The sequence below is a fragment of the Azospirillum brasilense genome, assembly GCF_005222205.1.
Classification (GTDB): Bacteria; Pseudomonadota; Alphaproteobacteria; order Azospirillales; family Azospirillaceae; genus Azospirillum; species Azospirillum brasilense_G.
Genome location: NZ_CP032350.1, coordinates 37064 through 54289 on the forward strand (window position 1 = coordinate 37064; position 17226 = coordinate 54289).

14 protein-coding genes are annotated in these 17226 nt (G+C 67.9%); 11 read left to right on the forward strand and 3 right to left on the reverse strand.

Translation table 11 applies throughout. The features are described from left to right. Positions 1-29 precede the first annotated feature (29 nt). Positions 30-1151, reverse strand: a complete 1122-nt coding sequence (locus tag D3869_RS32355; protein ID WP_137143699.1) for an NAD(P)/FAD-dependent oxidoreductase — start codon at positions 1149-1151, stop codon at positions 30-32. Positions 1152-1616: 465 nt separating this feature from the next. On the opposite strand from D3869_RS32355, the gene D3869_RS32360 reads away from it, so the two are divergent. From D3869_RS32360 to D3869_RS32400, 9 genes are all read left to right on the forward strand, one after another. Next, on the forward strand, positions 1617-3308 hold the full coding sequence (locus D3869_RS32360; RefSeq protein WP_137143700.1) for a M10 family metallopeptidase: 1692 nt from the start codon (positions 1617-1619) through the stop codon (positions 3306-3308). A gap of 230 nt (positions 3309-3538) precedes the next feature. Continuing rightward, a complete protein-coding gene (locus tag D3869_RS32365; RefSeq protein ID WP_432613455.1) occupies positions 3539-5257 on the forward strand; it encodes an AZOBR_p60025 family cell surface glycopolymer formation protein in 1719 nt (572 codons plus the stop codon). A 148-nt stretch (positions 5258-5405) separates the two neighbouring features. After that, positions 5406-6479 (forward strand): class II aldolase/adducin family protein, encoded by a 1074-nt coding sequence (locus D3869_RS32370; protein WP_137143701.1) that lies wholly within the window; start codon positions 5406-5408, stop codon positions 6477-6479. A 6-nt stretch (positions 6480-6485) separates the two neighbouring features. Further along, positions 6486-8108, forward strand: a complete 1623-nt coding sequence (locus D3869_RS32375; protein ID WP_137143702.1) for an NTP transferase domain-containing protein — start codon at positions 6486-6488, stop codon at positions 8106-8108. Between the two features lie 21 nt (positions 8109-8129). Continuing rightward, entirely contained in the window at positions 8130-8522 is a 393-nt protein-coding gene (locus D3869_RS32380) for a GtrA family protein (RefSeq protein ID WP_137143703.1), read from the forward strand. Further along, a complete protein-coding gene (locus D3869_RS32385; RefSeq protein ID WP_137143704.1) occupies positions 8519-9253 on the forward strand; it encodes a glycosyltransferase family 2 protein in 735 nt (244 codons plus the stop codon). The genes D3869_RS32380 and D3869_RS32385 overlap by 4 nt, the downstream gene beginning before the upstream one ends. Next, positions 9250-9834 (forward strand): phosphatidylinositol-specific phospholipase C/glycerophosphodiester phosphodiesterase family protein, encoded by a 585-nt coding sequence (locus tag D3869_RS32390; protein WP_137143705.1) that lies wholly within the window; start codon positions 9250-9252, stop codon positions 9832-9834. Before D3869_RS32385 ends, D3869_RS32390 begins: the two co-directional genes overlap by 4 nt. Then, the gene (locus tag D3869_RS32395) at positions 9825-11942 is read left to right on the forward strand and encodes a phosphoribulokinase/uridine kinase (RefSeq protein WP_137143706.1); all 2118 of its coding nucleotides are present in this window, start codon (positions 9825-9827) and stop codon (positions 11940-11942) included. Before D3869_RS32390 ends, D3869_RS32395 begins: the two co-directional genes overlap by 10 nt. Continuing rightward, a complete protein-coding gene (locus tag D3869_RS32400) occupies positions 11939-12790 on the forward strand; it encodes an HAD family hydrolase (RefSeq protein WP_137143707.1) in 852 nt (283 codons plus the stop codon). Before D3869_RS32395 ends, D3869_RS32400 begins: the two co-directional genes overlap by 4 nt. A gap of 51 nt (positions 12791-12841) precedes the next feature. Here the strand turns inward: D3869_RS32400 and D3869_RS32405 are convergent, their stop codons facing one another. Together D3869_RS32405 and D3869_RS32410 are read right to left on the reverse strand one after the other, a co-directional pair. Beyond that, positions 12842-13618 carry an ABC transporter ATP-binding protein gene (locus tag D3869_RS32405; RefSeq protein ID WP_137143708.1) on the reverse strand — a complete coding sequence of 259 codons (777 nt, stop codon included), beginning with the start codon at positions 13616-13618 and terminating at the stop codon, positions 12842-12844. A 5-nt stretch (positions 13619-13623) separates the two neighbouring features. Continuing rightward, positions 13624-14439 (reverse strand): ABC transporter permease, encoded by an 816-nt coding sequence (locus tag D3869_RS32410; RefSeq protein ID WP_137143709.1) that lies wholly within the window; start codon positions 14437-14439, stop codon positions 13624-13626. Between the two features lie 528 nt (positions 14440-14967). Here D3869_RS32410 and gmd point away from each other — a divergent pair. Both gmd and D3869_RS32420 read left to right on the forward strand, forming a co-directional pair. Further along, positions 14968-15948: a GDP-mannose 4,6-dehydratase gene (gene gmd / locus D3869_RS32415; RefSeq protein WP_137143710.1), complete on the forward strand. Its 981-nt coding sequence runs from the start codon at positions 14968-14970 to the stop codon at positions 15946-15948. A gap of 23 nt (positions 15949-15971) precedes the next feature. Beyond that, positions 15972-17225, forward strand: a complete 1254-nt coding sequence (locus D3869_RS32420; protein ID WP_247896143.1) for a glycosyltransferase family 4 protein — start codon at positions 15972-15974, stop codon at positions 17223-17225. Position 17226: the final 1 nt, after the last annotated feature.

A 17226-nucleotide genomic window follows, 5' to 3' on the forward strand; every position in this document is an offset into this window, starting at 1 on the left:
TGGGCTGAAGGCGTCTGGCGACGGAACCGTCAGACGCCCAGCCGCGCCGCCACCTCGTCGGCGATCGCGAGGCATGAGGTCAGGCCCGGCGATTCCATGCCGAACAGGTTGACCAGCCCCGGGACGCCGTGCGCCTCCGGCCCCTGGATCAGGAAATCGGCCTGCGGCTGGCCGGGGCCGCTCAACTTCGGGCGGACGCCGGAATAGGCCGGCACCAGGGCGCCGTCGGGAAGGTCCGGCCAGTAGCGCCGCACCTCGCCGTAGAAGCCATCGGCCCGCCTTGGGTCGACCCGGTAATCGAGCCGGTCGTGACCGGCGGGGTCCAGCCACTCCACGTCCGGGCCGAAGCGGGCCTGCCCGGCCAGATCCAGCGTCAGATGGACGCCCAGCCCTCCCTCCACCGGCACCGGGTAGACCAGCCGCGCGAAGGGCGCGCGCCCCTGTCCCAGCGCGTAATAGTTTCCCTTGGCCAACACCCGCGGCGGCACATGCTCCGCCGGAAAGCCTTCAAGCCCGCGCGCGACCCCCCAGGCCCCCAGCCCGGCGGCGTTGACCAGCGTGCCGCAGGCGATGCGCGTCGGCTCCACCCCGCCGACCTCCAGTTCGAAGCCATCCGTGCGGCGGTGGGCGTGCTCCAGGGGGCTGAGGAAGGCCAGCATGGCGCCCGCCGCCTCCGCGTCGCCCTGCAGGGCCAGCATCAGGCCGTGGCTGTCGATGATGCCGGTGGACGGCGACAGCAGCGCCCCGACGCAGCGCAGGGCCGGCTCCAACGCCCGGGCCTCGGTGGCCGAAAGGGCGGCGAGGTCGTTCACCCCGTTGGCGGCGGCCTGGGCGCGGATGGCCTCCAGCCGGGGCAACTGGGCCTCCTCGGTGGCGACGATCAGCTTGCCGATGCGCTTGTGCTCCACCCCGTGCTGCGCGCAATAGGCGTAGAGCGCGTCGCGACCGGCCACGCACAGGCGGGCCCGCAGGCTGCCCGTCGGGTAATAGATCCCCGCATGGATGACCTCGGAGTTGCGGGAACTGGTGCCGGTGCCGATGGCGTCCGCGGCCTCCAGCACCACCACCTCGCGGCCGGCGCGGGCCAGCCGCCGGGCCACCGCCAAGCCGATCACCCCGGCTCCGGCCACCACGCAGTCCACCCGTTCCATCCTTCGTCTCCGGCCAGTGCGAAAGGCTGATCGGCGCAGGACCGATCGTGGCGACAAAGCCGCAAAAGCGCCGGCTTGCGCAAGAGGGATGGCGGAAAGGCCAGCCGGCATCCCCGGACGAACCACTCCCCTGCCGCCGGTCACGCCACAAGGGGCGTCCGGATGGACGAAGCCGGCCCAAGGCAGGTCATCCGCCGGATTCGCTTCGCTGCTCGAATTACAACATAGAGAAATCATCAAACACGCCCGTGATAAAGAAGACGCCAACGCCTTACTTTAAACAAGCAAACGGCTGATTTGGAGAGGACCCTTTAGGGATCATTGAATGAAGGCCACCCATTTCTGACTTGGATTGATGTTTTTACGAACATCTTCCTTTTTTGAAGGGTGGCGCTCATGAGCAATCCGGATTACACGTTTCCTGTATCCGCGATCACAGCAAGCGGGCGCATTGAAATCGATTCATTGCTTTCGGGATACAAGTGGGGCGCTGGGGGTCAGCCCGGAACCGGGGTTTCCCTGACCTATTCTTTCGGCGCCGCCGGCCTTTCCGCCTATCGGGACGGCTATCTCACGCCGGACCCGGGCAGCGTCTGGACGCTGTCCGGAACGGCCCAGGCGGCGATCCGGCAGGCGCTCGGCACCTGGACGGCGGTGGCCAACATCAGCTGCATCGAGGTTCCTGAAAACGCCTTGTCCTGCGGGGACATCCGCTTCGGAGGAAGCGGCGTGCCGGACACCGCCTACACGGTCATGCCGGTGGTGGATCTGCCGGAAGCGGGCGACGTCTGGTTTGGCACGACCTTCGCCGATCCCGGCCTGTCCTGGACGCCCGGTTCCTACACCTACCAGACCATCGTGCACGAGCTTGGGCACGCCTTCGGCCTGAAGCATCTGCATGAGGAATACGGGGGCTTCCCGGTCGCCCCCACCGGGATCGACTACCAGCTCTACAGCACGATGAGCTACCGGTCCTTCCCCGGAGCGTCCCCGAGCATGGGCTACTGGCAGGACCGTTTCCCCACCACCCCGATGGTCGACGACATCGCGGCCATCCAGTATCTGTACGGCGCCAACATGTCCACCAACGCCGGGGACACCGTCTATTCCTGGGCGCCGGGACAGGCGATCTTCGAGACGATCTGGGACGGCGGCGGCAACGACACCATCAGCTGGGCCAATCAGACAACCGACGCCCGGATCGACCTGCGCCCCGGCTCCTACAGCGACCTTGGACCGTCCTGGAAGGCCGGATTCTATCTGGAGCCCCGGACGCTCGGCATCGCCTACGACTGCTGGATCGAGAACGCCATCGGCGGGTCGGGGAACGACCTTCTCATCGGCAACGCCCTCGACAACGCCCTGTACGGCGGTGCGGGGGACGACACCCTGATCGGGGGGGCCGGCAACAACCTGCTGGACGGCGGAGAAGGGTTCGACACGGCGGTGTTCGAAGGGGCGCCCTCCTCCTACACCATCCTCCACACCGGCGCCGGCGAGGTGACCGTCAGCGGTCCCCAGGGCGTCAACACCCTGCGCAGCATCGAAAACCTGTCCTTCGGCGACCTGACCCTGGCGTTGAGCCGGGACGCCACGCCGGGCACGGTGGCCAGCACCTTCTTCGGGGTGGCCAACAGCGCGTCGGGGCGGCAATTCCTTCAGGAGGCCTCGGCCTATTCGGGACCGGTGCAGAACCTGCAATGGCAGCTGATCGGCAGCAACGACGGCGAGGCGATCGTCGGCGGCGCCGGCAACGACTTCATCAACGGCCTCGGCGGCATGGACGCGATCGATGGCGGGGCTGGGGACGACGTGCTCGATGGCGGCACGGGGTCGAACTTCCTGACCGGCGGGGCCGGGCACGACACCTTCTTCTTGGACGGGCGCAGCGGCGATCCCGTCTGGTCGACCGTGACCGACCTGGAGGCCGGGGAACTCATCACCGTCTGGGGCTGGCAGCCGGGCCAATCGACCCTGACCTGGGAGGACTGGCAGGGGGCCGGCGGGTTCGAAGGGGCGACGGCTCACATCGACCTGGATGGAAATGGCCGGATCGACGCGAGCGTGACCTTGAGCGGTCACGCCGTCTCGTCGCTGTCCACGATGCCCGGGGTCGTCGGGGACACCGCTTATCTGGGCATCCGGCTGTTCGGGTAGGGCGCCGCCGCCCTGTGACGCTCCCTTCCTTTCCTGCAATGCGGCTTTACAACACCGAAGCGGCGTGCCAACGTCCGCGCCGTGGCGCGAGCCGTGAAACGATCCAAGGTTGTTGCAGCGCCCCATCGGCGACAGACGCCGCAGAATGCCGACGCTGATTCGCCAGCCTGATTCCTGTTTCTTTCACATGTGCCGCTCCATTCATTGTGCGTCCGTGAATGAAGAAGGCAATGGCGGTCGTGAGTCGTAAAAATATTGCGATCATCGCAAGTGTTCTGATTGCGGTTGTCTTTTCACTGGTGTCGATGTTCGTGTTTCTCGGCGGCGAAGGGCGGGGGCTTCTGCAGTTCCACGTCTGGCCGGCCGAGAAATGGGGCATCCCTGCGCAGCTCGAGAAAAGGGGATTCGAGCCCCTTCTGACGACTCCCGGCCATGGGGGCTGGGACGGACAGTTCCATTTCTACATCGCGAACGACCTGCTTCTTCAGGAAGACACGGCCCAGCACATCGACGCGCCGACCTACCGTTACCAGCGGATCGGCTTGCCGCTGCTGGCGCGTGGCCTTGCCTTTCTGACCCTCGGCGACTGGGTCAGCCCTCTGGTCTATTGGGGCACGAGCGTCCTCCTGGTGGCGGCCGGGACCTTCGCCTTCGCCTGGATGCTGGCGACCGTGGGCCTTCCACCCTGGCTGTCGCTCGTCTGGGCCTTGTCCGGCGGCGTCCAGGTGACGGTGGTCAGCGGTCTGCCGGATGCCGCGGCCGACGCGCTGTTCCTGCTGGCCCTGGCCTGCCTCTGCACGCGCCGTCTATGGGCCTACGCCCTGGCGGCCACCCTGGCCGTGCTGACCCGCGAGACCTTCGTCGTGGCGGCGGCGGGCCTGTTCCTGCTCCAAGCCGTGGCCGCCTGGCGCGCCGGGCGGCTGTTCAGCCGGAGCGGATTCCTGGCGCTGTTGCCGATGGCGCTTCCCGGCGTGGTGGCCATCCTCTGGCAGATTTCGATCCTCCTCCGGTTCGGGCAGCTTCCCTCGCAGGCGCCCGGCGTCGCCGGTGGTCTGGTCACTTTGCCGCTCAAGGGATGGCTCGAAACGCTCGTCGGCACCTACCGCGGGACTCATCCCTTCGCGGGAGCGGGGGTGCCCCAGAGCGAGTTCTGGCTCCAGCCCCTGCACGGCGTCCTGATCGCCATGGCAGCGGCGGCCTGCGTCGTGCTGCTGCGGACGAAGCGCCACCAGCCGGTCATGGCGATCGTCGCGGCGGCGGCGCTGCCCTTCGCGTTCATCGCGACGATGCTCGGCGTCGGCGTGACCGCCTTCTGGACCGGCTACCTGAAGGCCACCTCTTTCCTGTTCGTGCCGATCATCCTGTCCTTCGCGATCCTTCCGCGCTGGGGAACGGCGGTGGCGGGAAGCGTGATCGCGCTGATGCTCGGCCTGCATCAGGCCGCCTTCTGGAACCGCAACCTGAACGATGCGGTCAACAGCACCAGCCAATACAGCAGCGTCGACTCCGTGCTTGCTCGTCCGGCCTCCAGCTTCCCCGAGCGGTTGGACTGCCTCGGCGACTACCGCTCCGAGATGCGACTCGTCGGCGTCGAGGCCTTCGAGCGGCGGGCTCTCTTCCGGGCCATGCTGGGGCGCAAAGCGCGCTACGAATTGCGGGTCGACGTGAAGAACGCGACCGCCCAACCCTGGCGCCACGCGCAGGGAGTCGGCTCCGTCTATCTCACCGGCCGCTGGATGGACCGCGCCACGGGCAGGCAACTGGGTTTCACCCGCTCGACGCTGATCGGCGAGGAGTTGAAGCCCGGCGAGAGCCGCCTGTTGCGCCTGGTCGTCGATGTGCCCGATTATGCCCCGCAGGCCGATCTGATCGTCACGATGATCCAGGCCGGATGCTCCTGGTTCCACGAGGCGGGCGATCCGGGCGCCATCCGGATGAGGCTGCGATGACATCGCGGCGCCGTTTCCCGACCGTCCTCGGCAAATCCCTTGCCCGGTGCGGCGACGGCCAGTAAACCTGTCGCCGTCATTTGACGGCGGCGGAACACCAGTGGTTGAGGCCGAAAGCCGGCATGGCCCAACATGGGGAACGGATCGGATGGAACGCCCGCAAGACACCGAAGACTTTGGCCACGCCGCGCGATCGCTTCTGGAAGCGTCCGCGCGGGTGGGCTCCAATCCTCTGTACGTCCAGGGGGCCGGCGGCAACACGTCGCTGAAGATCGGTGACGTGCTGCGGGTGAAGGCCTCCGGGACCCGGCTGGCCGACGCGCTGGTCTCGGACGTGTTCGTGGACGTCAGCCTGTCGCGGGTCCGCCAGGGTGTCCGCGACTGCGCCGCCGATCCGGTGGCCGGGGCCGCCCTCGGCGCCGGCGGGCTGCGCCCGTCCATCGAGACGACGCTCCACGCGCTGATGCCGCACCCGGTGGTCTTCCACGTCCACTGCGTGAACACGCTCGCCTGGGCCGTCCAGCCGTCCGCCGCGCCCGCGCTCGCCGCGCGGCTGGACGGGCTGGCCTGGGCGATGGTCCCCTACTGCAAGCCTGGCCTGGACCTGACGCGGGCGGTCGCGGCCGCGGTCGCGGAACGGCCCGCCGATGCGCCGGCGGATGTGGTGATCCTGGCCAACCATGGCCTGATCGTCGGCGGCGCCGACTGCGCGGCGGTGGAAGCCCTTCTCGACGAGGTGGCCGGCCGGCTGCGGGTCGACCCCCGTCCCGCCGGGAACCCCGACCGGGCACGGCTGGAGGAAATCGCCGCAGGCAGCGGTTACCGCCCGACCCGCCGGGACGAGGCGCACGGGCTGGCCCTGTCGCCGGCCGCGGTGCGGATCGCGGCGTCCGGCTCGCTCTATCCCGACCATGTCGTCTTTCTCGGCCCAGGGGTGGCGGTCGCCGAAGACCGCGCCGCGCTGGACCGCGTGGTGTCGGCCAGCGGCGCCCTTCCCTTCCGTCCCGTGGTGCTGATCCCCGGCGCCGGCGTCCTGGTGCCCGAAGGGCTTGGCGAGGCCGGCGAGGAAATGGTCGCCGCCCTCGCCATGGTCGTCGCCCGGATTCCCGACGGCGCCGGCGTGTCCTGCCTTTCCGCCGCCGACGAGCAGGCCCTCCTGAACTGGGACGCGGAAAAGTACCGCCAGTCGCTCCAGACCTCACAAACCCTCCAGCCACGCTGAACCGCCATGCAGATCGTCATTCCCATGTCCGGCTTCGGCGAGCGTTTCCGCCGCGCCGGCTACACGGTTCCGAAGCCGCTGATCGAGGTCGACGGCAAGCCGATCATCGAGCATGTCGTCGGGCTGTTCCCCGGCGCCACGTCCGTCCTCTTCATCGTCAACCGGGATCACCTGGACGAGCCGGCCTACCGCCTGCGCGAGACGCTGGAGCGGATCGCCCCGTCGGGCCGGATCCTGCCGATCGATCCGCACAAGCTGGGGCCGATCAACGCCGTCCTCCAGGTGGCCGACGCCATCGACATGGACGCGCCGACCATCGTCAATTATTGCGACTTCACCTGCCTGTGGGACTTCGACGCCTTCCAGGCGCACGCGCGGGAGACCGGCTGCGACGGCAGCGTCATCGGTTACACCGGCTTCCACCCGCATATGCTGGGGTCGACCAACTACGCCTACGTCCGCAGCGAGGGCATCTGGGCGCGCGACATCCAGGAGAAGAAGCCTTTCACCGACCGGCCGATGGACGAGTTCGCGTCCAGCGGCACCTATTACTTCCGCACCGGCGCGGTGATGCGCGAGTGCTTCGAAGAGACCATGCGCCGCGGGCTGATGGTCAACGGCGAATATTATGTCAGCATGGCCTACAAGCCGCTGCTGGACGCCGGACGCCCGGTCACCGTGTTCCCGGTCGAGCATTTCATGCAGTGGGGCACGCCCCAGGATCTGCAGGAATACCGGTGGTTCTCCGACGCCTTCCGCCGCCAGGGCACGCCGGAGGCCGCGATCGCCCCCCGCCACGCCGGCACGGTCATGGTGCCGATGGCCGGGGCCGGTTCCCGCTTCGCGGCCCGCGGCTACACGCTGCCGAAGCCGCTGGTGCCGGTGTCCGGACGGCCGATGGTCGAACAGGCCGTGCGCGACCTGCCGGACGCCGACCGGCGGCTGTTCGTCCTGCGCCGCGACATGCCCGGCGCCGAGGCCTGCGCCGACGCCCTGCGGTCGGCCTTCGGCAACGCGGAGATCACCATGATCGACGCGCTGACCGACGGGCAGGCGCGCACCTGCCTGCTGGGGCTGGACGGCGTTGACCTCGATCGGCCGCTGACCATCGGCGCCTGCGACAACGGCGTCCTCTACGACGCGGCGGCCTTCTCCGCCCTGATGGACGACCCGGAGACCGACGTGATCGTGTGGGGAGCCCGCGGGTATCCGGGCGCCCTGCGGGCTCCGCAGATGTACGGCTGGATCGACGCCGAGGATGGCCGGGTCCGCAACGTCTCGGTCAAGGTGCCGCTGGACGACCCGTCCCGCGATCCGGTGATCGTCGGCACCTTCACCTTCAAGCGGGCCGGCGATTTCAGGCGGGCGGCGGAGCGCATGATCGCCGCCGACCGCCGGGTCAACGGCGAATTCTACGTCGACAGCTGCATCAACGACGCGGTGGAGATGGGTCTGTCCGTGCGCCTGCTGGAGGTTCACTCCTACCTGTGCTGGGGCACGCCGGACGATCTGGAAACCTACGCCTACTGGCAGGCCGCCTTCCACAAGTGGGCCAACCATCCCTACCGGCTGGAAGCGGACCCGGACGTCGCCGATGCCGGCGTTTCCGGCCGGCCGGCGTCCGCCTAACCGGGAACGAGGCACGAAATCATGTCGTTGCAGCGTCAGGCCAGCCGCTTCCTGGTGGTCGGATCGACCACCGTGGCGATCGACATGGTGGTCTACACCCTGCTGCTGTGGCTGGGGGCGGCGGTGATGCCGGCCAAGGCGACCGGCTTCATCGCCGGCACGGTCTTCGCCTATTTCGCCAACCGCATGTGGACCTTCGGCGGCGCCAGGGGCGGGGTCCAGACGGTGCTCCGCTTCCTCGGGGTGTATTTTCTGGCCCTCGTCATCAACGTCGCGCTCAACAACGGCGTGATCCTTCTGGCGGGAACCGGCCCCTGGTCCATGGCCGCGGCCTTCCTGATCGCCACCGGCGCCTCGGCCTGCTTCAACTTCGTCGGCATGCGCCACTTCGCATTCTCGGGGGCACGTCCGTGAGCACCTATTCCCTGGTCATTCCCTGCTACAACGAGGCGCGGAACCTTCCCCTGCTGCTGGCCCGCGCCGGCGAGGCCTTCACCCGTCCGGACATCGAGCTGGTGCTGGTCGACAACGGCTCCACCGATGACTCCCCGGCGGTGCTGCAGGAGCTTCTGCCCCGTTATCCCTTCGCCCGCAGCGTGCGGGTGGAGGTCAACCAGGGTTACGGGTTCGGCATCCTGTCGGGGCTGCGCGCGGCGCGCGGGCGCGTGCTCGGCTGGACGCACGCCGACATGCAGACCGACCCCGCCGACGCCCTGACCGGCTTCGCCCTGTTCGACGCGGCCCGTGACCCCGACCGGCTGTTCGTCAAGGGCCGGCGCCAGCACCGCCCCCTGGGCGACGCCGTCTTCACCGCCGGCATGGGGCTGTTCGAGACGGCGCTGCTGCGCCAGCCCCTGTGGGACATCAACGCCCAGCCGACCCTGTTCGGCCGCGGCTTCTTCGAGACCTGGGCCAACCCGCCCCACGACTTCTCGCTCGATCTCTACGCCTTCTACATGGCGCGGGCCGCCGGGCTGGAGGTGAAGCGGTTCCCCGTGCTGTTCGGCAAGCGCGCCCACGGCACTTCGCACTGGAACATCAACTGGCGGGCGAAGGTGAAGTTCATCCGCCGTACGCTCGACTACAGCCTCCGCCTGCGCGCCACCCTGAGCGAGTCCCGGAGCAAGCCCGAGAGCACCTCATGAAGATCATCCGCCACCGCCGCAACACGCTCGCCGAGCTTCAGGCCACCCCCACCGAGCTGGGAGTCGAGGTCGACATCCGCAGCCAGGGCACGGAGCTGGTGATCCATCACGATCCCTTCGTGGCCGGCGAGCCGTTCGAGGCCTGGATCGCCGCCTACCGTCACGGCACGCTCATCCTCAACGTCAAGGAGGAGGGTCTGGAGACGCGCCTGCTGGCGCTGATGGAGCGGCACGGCATCACCGACTTCTTCTTCCTGGACCAGTCCTTCCCCTTCCTGGTCAAGACCGCGAACCAGGGCGAGCGGCGCTGCGCGGTGCGGGTGTCGGAGTTCGAATCCGTCGACACCGCGCTGACTCTGGCCGGGCGCATCGAGTGGGTGTGGGTTGACTGCTTCACCCGCTTCCCGCTCGACGCCGCCCAGGCGGCCCGCCTGCAGGACGCCGGACTGAAGCTGTGCCTGGTCTCGCCCGAGCTGCAAGGCCGCGGAACCGCGGGGATCGCCGACATGCGCCGGCTTCTGGAGCGTGAGGGAATCGTCGCCGAGGCCGTCTGCACGAAGGAACCCGAGGCATGGCGCTGAACTTGCCCGGTCTGGTCCCGTCCGGTCTGGCCAGATCCGGTTTCACCACATTCGGTTTGATGCGTGATCCGTGGTTTCTGACGGGGCTGGCGGCGCGCGGCCTTCTGCTGGTCTTCCTCGCGCCGCACATCCAGGACACCTGGTTCGTCCCCTTCCTCACCGGAACCATCCAGTCGCCGGCTCTCGACCCGTGGTCGGCCTTTCTGGCCGGCGGCGGCGATTCCCTGAGCTTCCCCTACGGCCCGGTCATGATGGCGGCCTTCCTGCCGCTGGTCCTGGCGGGCTGGCTGATCGGGCTGCCGTTCGGCGCGGAGGTGGTTCTGGCCGGTCTGGGGCTCCGCCTGACCCTTCTCGCCTTCGACGTCGCCGGCTTTCTGGTGCTGCGGCGGATGTTCCCCAAGCGCGGGGCGCTGCTGACCCTGGGTTACTGGCTGTCGCCCCTGGTGCTGTACATCACCTACTGGCACGGCCAGCTCGACATCGTTCCGGTCGTCATCATGGTCGGCGCCTTCATGATGATCGGCGAGCACCGGTTCCGCGAGGCCGGGCTGCTGCTGGCCCTGGCCTGCGCCGCCAAGCTCAGCATGCTGCTGGCGCTTCCCTTCCTCGGCATCTACCTGTGGCAGAACAAGCGGCTGCGCAGCGGCTTCGTGCCCTTCGCCGGAACCTTCGCCGGCGTCCTGGCGGTGCTGGGGTTGCTTCCCCTGCTGTCCTCCGGCTACCGCGACATGGTGATGGAGACGCCGGAGGCGGCCAAGCTGTACTGGCTGTCGCTGCCGCAGGACGACGGTCTGGTCATCTATCTGGCGCCTCTGGCCTTCGCGCTGATGGTCTACGCGATGTGGCGGCTGCGGCGGACCAACTTTTCGCTGCTCCTGGCGATGACCGGGGTGTCGTTCCTGACCGTGGTCCTGATGACGCCGGCGTCGCCCGGCTGGTACCTGTGGGCCCTGCCCTTCCTGATCGTCTATCAGATCGGCGCGGACCGGGTGGGCTGGTGGCTGGTCGCCCTCTTCTCCACCATGGTCGTGCCGCTGCTGGCGCTGACCGCGTCCGGCCCACGCCTGCCGCTGTTGGGGATCGATCTCACCCCGCCGCACCTGCTGTCGTCCCACGCCCATTCGGTGTGGCTGACGGCGGTGGTCGCGGTCGGCTGCGTGCTGGCCATCCGCCTGTTCCGCAACGGCATCCAGCGCAACGATTACTTCCGTCTCAGCCGCGGCCCCCTGGCCATCGGCATCGCCGGCGATTCCGGAGCCGGGAAGGACACGCTGGCGGCGGCTCTGGAAGGGCTGTTCGGGCGCCATTCGGTCCAGCACATCCTGGGCGACGGCTATCACAAATGGGCGCGCGGCGCGCCGATGTGGCGGGCGGTCACGCACCTGAACCCGCGGGCCAACGACCTCCCCCGGCTGTCCGAGCATGTGCACGCCACCCTGGACGGGCGCGACGCGGTCGGCCAGATCTACGATCATCACACCGGCCGTTTCAGCCCGCCGATCACGCTGGCCAGCAACGACGTGCTGCTGATCTCCGGCCTGCACACGCTGCTGCCGCCGGCCCTGGTGGAGCGGCTGCACGTCCGCATCTTCCTGGAGACGGACGAGGAGCTTCGCTTCTTCTGGAAGATGCGGCGCGACGTCGCCAAGCGCGGCCACGATCCGGCCGCGGTGCGCGCGCAGATGGCCCGCCGGAAGCCCGACAGCGACGCCTACATCAAGCCCCAGATGGCCAACGCCGATCTCGTCTTCCAGGTGGCCGCGGTCAATGCCGAGCATCTGTCCCGTCCAAAGGACGACCCGATCCCGTTGAAGCTCCGCGTGATCATCCGCGACAGCCTCTACACGGAGCGCCTGAGCAAGGCCCTGATCGCCATCTGCGGCGTGCATCTGGATCTGGACTTCCCGGACGAGGGCCAGACGGTGGACATGACCATCGAGGGCGACGTCTGGGCCGAGGACATCGGCCTGGCCGCGGCCAACCTCGTCCCCCACCTGGACGAGCTTCTGGACGTCCAGCCGCACTGGCACTCCAACATGCTGGGCGTGATGCAGCTGATCGTCCTCATGCAAATCGACGAAAACCTTCGCAGACGGGTCGCGAAATGACACTCACCTTCACCCGCCCAGAGGCGTTCGCCACCCCTCCCGAAGCCATCGTCTTCGACACGGACAACAACCTCTACGCCTACGACCCGGCCCATGCGGAGGCGACGGAGGCGGCCGAGCGCAAGGCCTGCAAGCTGTTCGGCCTGTCGCGCAAGGAGTTCCACGACGCCTTCACCATCGCCCGCCGGGAGGTGAAGGAGCGGCTGGGCAAGACCGCCGGGTCCCACAGCCGCCTTCTCTATTTCCAGCGCACGATCGAGCTGCTGGGCATGAAGACGCAGCTTCTGGCGACGCTCGACATCGAGCAGACCTACTGGCGCACCTTCCTGCACGCCAGCACCTTGTTCCCGGACGTCAAGGAGTTCCTGCTCGATCTCCGCTCGCTCGGCATCAAGACGGCGATCGCCACCGATCTCACCGCGCAGATCCAGTTCCGCAAGATCATCTATTTCGGCCTCGACGATTATTTCGACTACGTCGTCACCTCGGAGGAGGCCGGCCACGACAAGCCGCACGCGGCCCCCTTCCAGCTCGCCGTGGACAAGCTGGGCGTGCCGCCGCAGCGGTGCTGGATGATCGGGGACAACCCCGTGGCCGACGTGCAGGGCGGCCGCGCCTTCGGCATGATCACCCTGCAGAAGCGCCACGCGGGCGTGAAGATCGCCGAAGGGGAGCAGGCCGCGGACGCGGTGTTCGACGAGTTCGGCGAACTGCGCCATCTGTTCGTGCAGCGCGGCTGGATGAAGCCGGCGCCGGACGGCAAGCCGCACGGGCTTCCCGAGACCCCCATCATGCAGACGGGGGGACGCAGCCGGGTCGCCGATACGGAACGGTTGCCGCACTCCTGAAGCGGGCGGGGAACGGCGGCCGGTCCCGCGCCGTTCCCCGCCGGGGGAGGGTTACAGCGCCATGGTGGTGAGGCTGGGTAGGCCGGTCTTCTCGTTGTAGGCCTCCAGGACCTCGTCGACCGGGCCGAAGCGCACGATGGTCCCGTGGTCGAGCCACAGGATCTTGTTGCACAGCCGCCGCAGCACGTTCTCCATGTGCGAGGCGACGACCATGATGCTCGCCCGGTTGACGAAGCCCTCGGCCCGGCGCTGCGCCTTCTCCAGGAACTTCACGTCGCTGACGGCGATCCACTCGTCCATCAGCAGGATTTCCGGATCCACCGCGGTCGCCGCGGCGAAGGCCAGCCGCAGCGTCATGCCGGAGGAGTAGGTGCGCACCGGCAGGCTCAGATAGTCGCCGAGCTCGGTGAAGGCGGCGATGTCGTCCATCTTGCGCTCGATCTCGGCGGGAGAGATGCCGAAATAGGCGGCGCGCATGCGGATGTTGTCGTAGCCCGACGCGTCCATGTCCATGCCAAGCCCCAGGTCGAACAGCGGAGTCACCCGCCCTTCGACCCGGATGCGCCCGCCGGTCGGCTCGTAGACGCCGGCGAGCACGCGCAGCAAGGTCGTCTTGCCGGCGCCGTTGCCGCCGATCAGCCCCAGACGGTCGCCGTGCTCCAGCGTCAGGGACAGGCTGTTCAGGGCGTTCACGGTGATCCGGTCGTGCGCGTCATAGCGCAGCGCCCCGCTCGTGGAGGAGCGCAGCAGGGTCTTCTTCAAGGACCGCGCGCCGCCCTGGTAGAGCACGAAATCGACCGAGACGTTGTCGAGGCGAATGTTAGCCATGGGTCTTACAGCCAGTAGGCGATGCGCTTGCGGAAGCGCGCGTAGCACAGGAAGGTGAAGGTCCAGCCGGCGAGCGCCAGCAGGATCACCACGACCCAGCTCTTCCAGTCGGGGGCGGAGCCGAGCAGCGGCGCGCGGATCAGCTCGATGACGTGATAGAGCGGGTTCAGGACGACAAGGCCGCGGCGCGCGCCCATCAGTTCCGGCTTCCACATCACCGGCGTGACGAAGAACAGAAGCTGGATGACGCTGGCGATGATCAGCGGCACGTCGCGGAACCGGGTGCAGATCATGCCGAACAGCAGCATGACCCACAGCGCGTTCACCGCCAGAAGCCCGACACCCAGGAAGGCCAGAAGCCCCACCGCGCCCGGCCAGATGCCGAAGATGACCGCGACCACGGCGAAGATGACGATGTTGTGCGCGTAGATGATCAGGTTGCGCCACAGGATGCGCAGCACATGCACTGACATCGGAATGCGGACGTTCTTGATGAGCGCTTCCAGCTCGACGAAGCTCATGCAGCCTTCGTTGAGGATCGCCGCGATCAGCGTCCAGGTGGCCAGGCTGATGGACAGGAACGGCAGGTAGTTCTGCAGGTCCAGTTGGAACAGCGTGCCGTACACCAGCCCCAGGCTTCCCACCAGCACCGCCATGCTGAGCGTCAGCCAGAAGGGACCGAGGACCGAACGGCGATAACGCTTGCGGATGTCGTGCCAGCCCAGCGTGCTCCACAGCGTCCAGCGCTTCAATCCCTCGGCGAGATCGTCGCGCGCGCGCGCGATCTCGCTGCGGTCGCCGGAATCAAAGACAACACTCATTCCACAGGCCTATTGGCGTTTATCGGCAGCGTTCACCGGGGCGCTCCTCGGGGCGGACGCCGGGAGGACAGACGGCGGGCGGGGCCATGACGATCGCCATATCCCCACCCGCCGTCCAGCGCGACATTGCCAGCCGTACTCCCGGTCTTCAATGGAAACCTTCACGCCGCCATCCCCGCTCCGCCAACAGGCTGGGGTGGCTCATCGTGACATCCTGTGGCCTGTACAACAGCGCATGATTATCAATGTTGACTTCAAGGTATTGATCAAGCGTTCGGCGGCTCTGTGTGAATTTCGCGTTTCCTGAAGTCCCTTGCTTTACAAGGTCTATGAACGAGGGTATGAGGGTAGCCGCGTTTCACAGGCAAGGCTGCGGGGACCGCAGCGGATGGTTTGACGCGCGTTCCTTCGTGACGCACGACCTTGGTCCGCGGCGCCTGAATGGCATGAAGGAACGCAGCCGGCGGGAAACACGGCCTTCAGCCCCCGGCCAACGATGCAAGGCGACAAAAACGTAGGTAGTTTGCAATGAAGCGCGCATTCGTTACGGGTGTTACCGGCCAGGACGGGGCTTATCTGTCTCAGCTCCTGCTGCAGAAGGGTTATGAGGTTTACGGCCTCCTGCGCCGCAGCGCCTCGGCCGACGTGATCGATGCCCGCCTGAAGTGGCTCGGCATCGAGAAGGACGTCCGCCTGATGGATGGCAACCTCACCGACCTGTCGAGCCTGATCCGGCTGGTGGATGAGATCAAGCCGGACGAGGTCTACAACCTCGGTGCGCAGTCCTTCGTGAAGTCCTCCTGGCAGCAGCCGCTGCTGACCGGCACGATCACCGGCATGGGCGCCGCCAACGTTCTGGAGGCCGTGCGCATCGTCCATCCGAAGGCGCGCTTCTACCAGGCGTCCTCGTCCGAGATGTACGGCCTGATCCAGGAGCCCGTGCAGAGCGAGACGACCCCCTTCTACCCGCGCTCCCCCTATGCGGTCGCCAAGCTGTACGCTCACTGGATGACGGTGAACTACCGCGAGAGCTTCGGCATGCACGCCAGCAGCGGCATCCTGTTCAACCATGAATCGCCGCTGCGCGGCATCGAGTTCGTCACCCGCAAGGTGACGGACAGCGTTGCCCGCATCAAGCTCGGCCTCCAGAAGGAGCTGCCGCTCGGCAACATCGACGCCAAGCGCGACTGGGGCCACGCCCGCGATTACGTCCGCGCCATGTGGCTGATGCTGCAGCAGGACGAGGCGGACGACTATGTCGTCGCGACCAACCGCACCACCACCGTCCGCGACATGTGCCGCATCGCCTTCGAGCATGTCGGCCTGAACGCCGATGACCACATCGTCATCAAGGAAGAGCTGTTCCGCCCGGCCGAGGTGGACGTTCTGCTGGGCGATCCGGCCAAGGCCAAGGCCAAGCTGGGTTGGGAAGCCACCACCACCCTTGAAGAGATGATCAAGGAAATGGTGGAGGCCGATCTGGTCCGCGTCCGCGCCCAGATGAAGTAAGCGTTGCCGGGGGATTTCCCCCGGTGACCACATCCGCCATGGATCGCATCCCATCGCTCGGCCTTCTGCTGAGTGCCGAGTCCCTGTGCGGGCGGAGAACCGGTGTCGGCAATTACACGCTGCACCTCTGGCGCAATCTGTCGCGTTTGCCAGGCATCGGTTCAATCCAGCTTTTCGCCGGCCTGCACCGCCTGCCCCCGCCGGACTCCGGCGCGCCGGTCCGGGGGAACGCGCCGGCGTGTGGCGCGCCCAAGGCCGCCACGCCCGACGACGGTGCGGGCGCGCCGTTCTGGCGCGTCCTGGCGCGGCAATCGCGGTTGGCCGACGCCGCCTACAGGGCGGCGTACCGCGCCCGTTTCCGGCTGGCCTTCGAGAGGGCCGGCGTGCCGCGCGACCGCGCCTGCTATCATGAACCGAACATGATCCCCCGCCCTTTCGGCGGGGTGACCGTGTCCACTTTCCAGGATCTGGCCTGGCACCGCCATCCGGAGGTTCATCCGGTGGAGCGGCTGCGCTGGATCGAGCGCCATCTTCCACGCGCGCTGGAGCAGACGCGGCGGATCATCACCACTTCGGTCTTCACCCGGCGTGAGATCGTTTCGGTGCTGGGGGTCGACCCGGGGCGCATCGACGTGGTCCCCCTAGGGGTCGACGGCCGCTTCCATCCGCGCGGTCCGGACGAGACCGCGCCGGTCCTCGCCCGCCGGTCCCTGTCGCCGGGCGGCTACCTGCTGTCGGTCGGCACCGTCGAGCCACGCAAGAATCTGGGCCGCCTGCTGCGCGCCTACGCCAGCCTGCCGGCGGCCCTCGCCGAGCGCTTCCCGCTGGTCGTCGTCGGCGCGTCGGGATGGCTGAACAGTCCGGAACTCGCCAGCATGGAGTCGCTGGAGCGGGCCGGACGCCTGCGCTATCTCGGCTATGTGGACGAGGAGGAACTGCCGGTCCTTTACGCCGGCGCCCGCGCCTTCGCCTACCCAAGCCTGTACGAGGGGTTTGGCCTGCCTCCCCTGGAGGCCATGGCGAGCGGAACGCCGGTGCTGTGCTCCGCCGGCACCGCCATGGCGGAAGTGGTCGAGGACTGCGGTCTCCAGGTCGACCCTCTGGACGAGGGCGCCATCGCCGAAGCCTTGCGGGTGCTTCTGGAGGATGACGGCACGGCGGAGCGTCTGCGCGCGCTCGGGATGGCCCGTGCCGCCGGCTTCACCTGGGAACGCTGCGCCCGCGACACCCTCGTCACCTACCGGAAGGCCCTCGGCTTGACGGACGGGAACGCCTGAG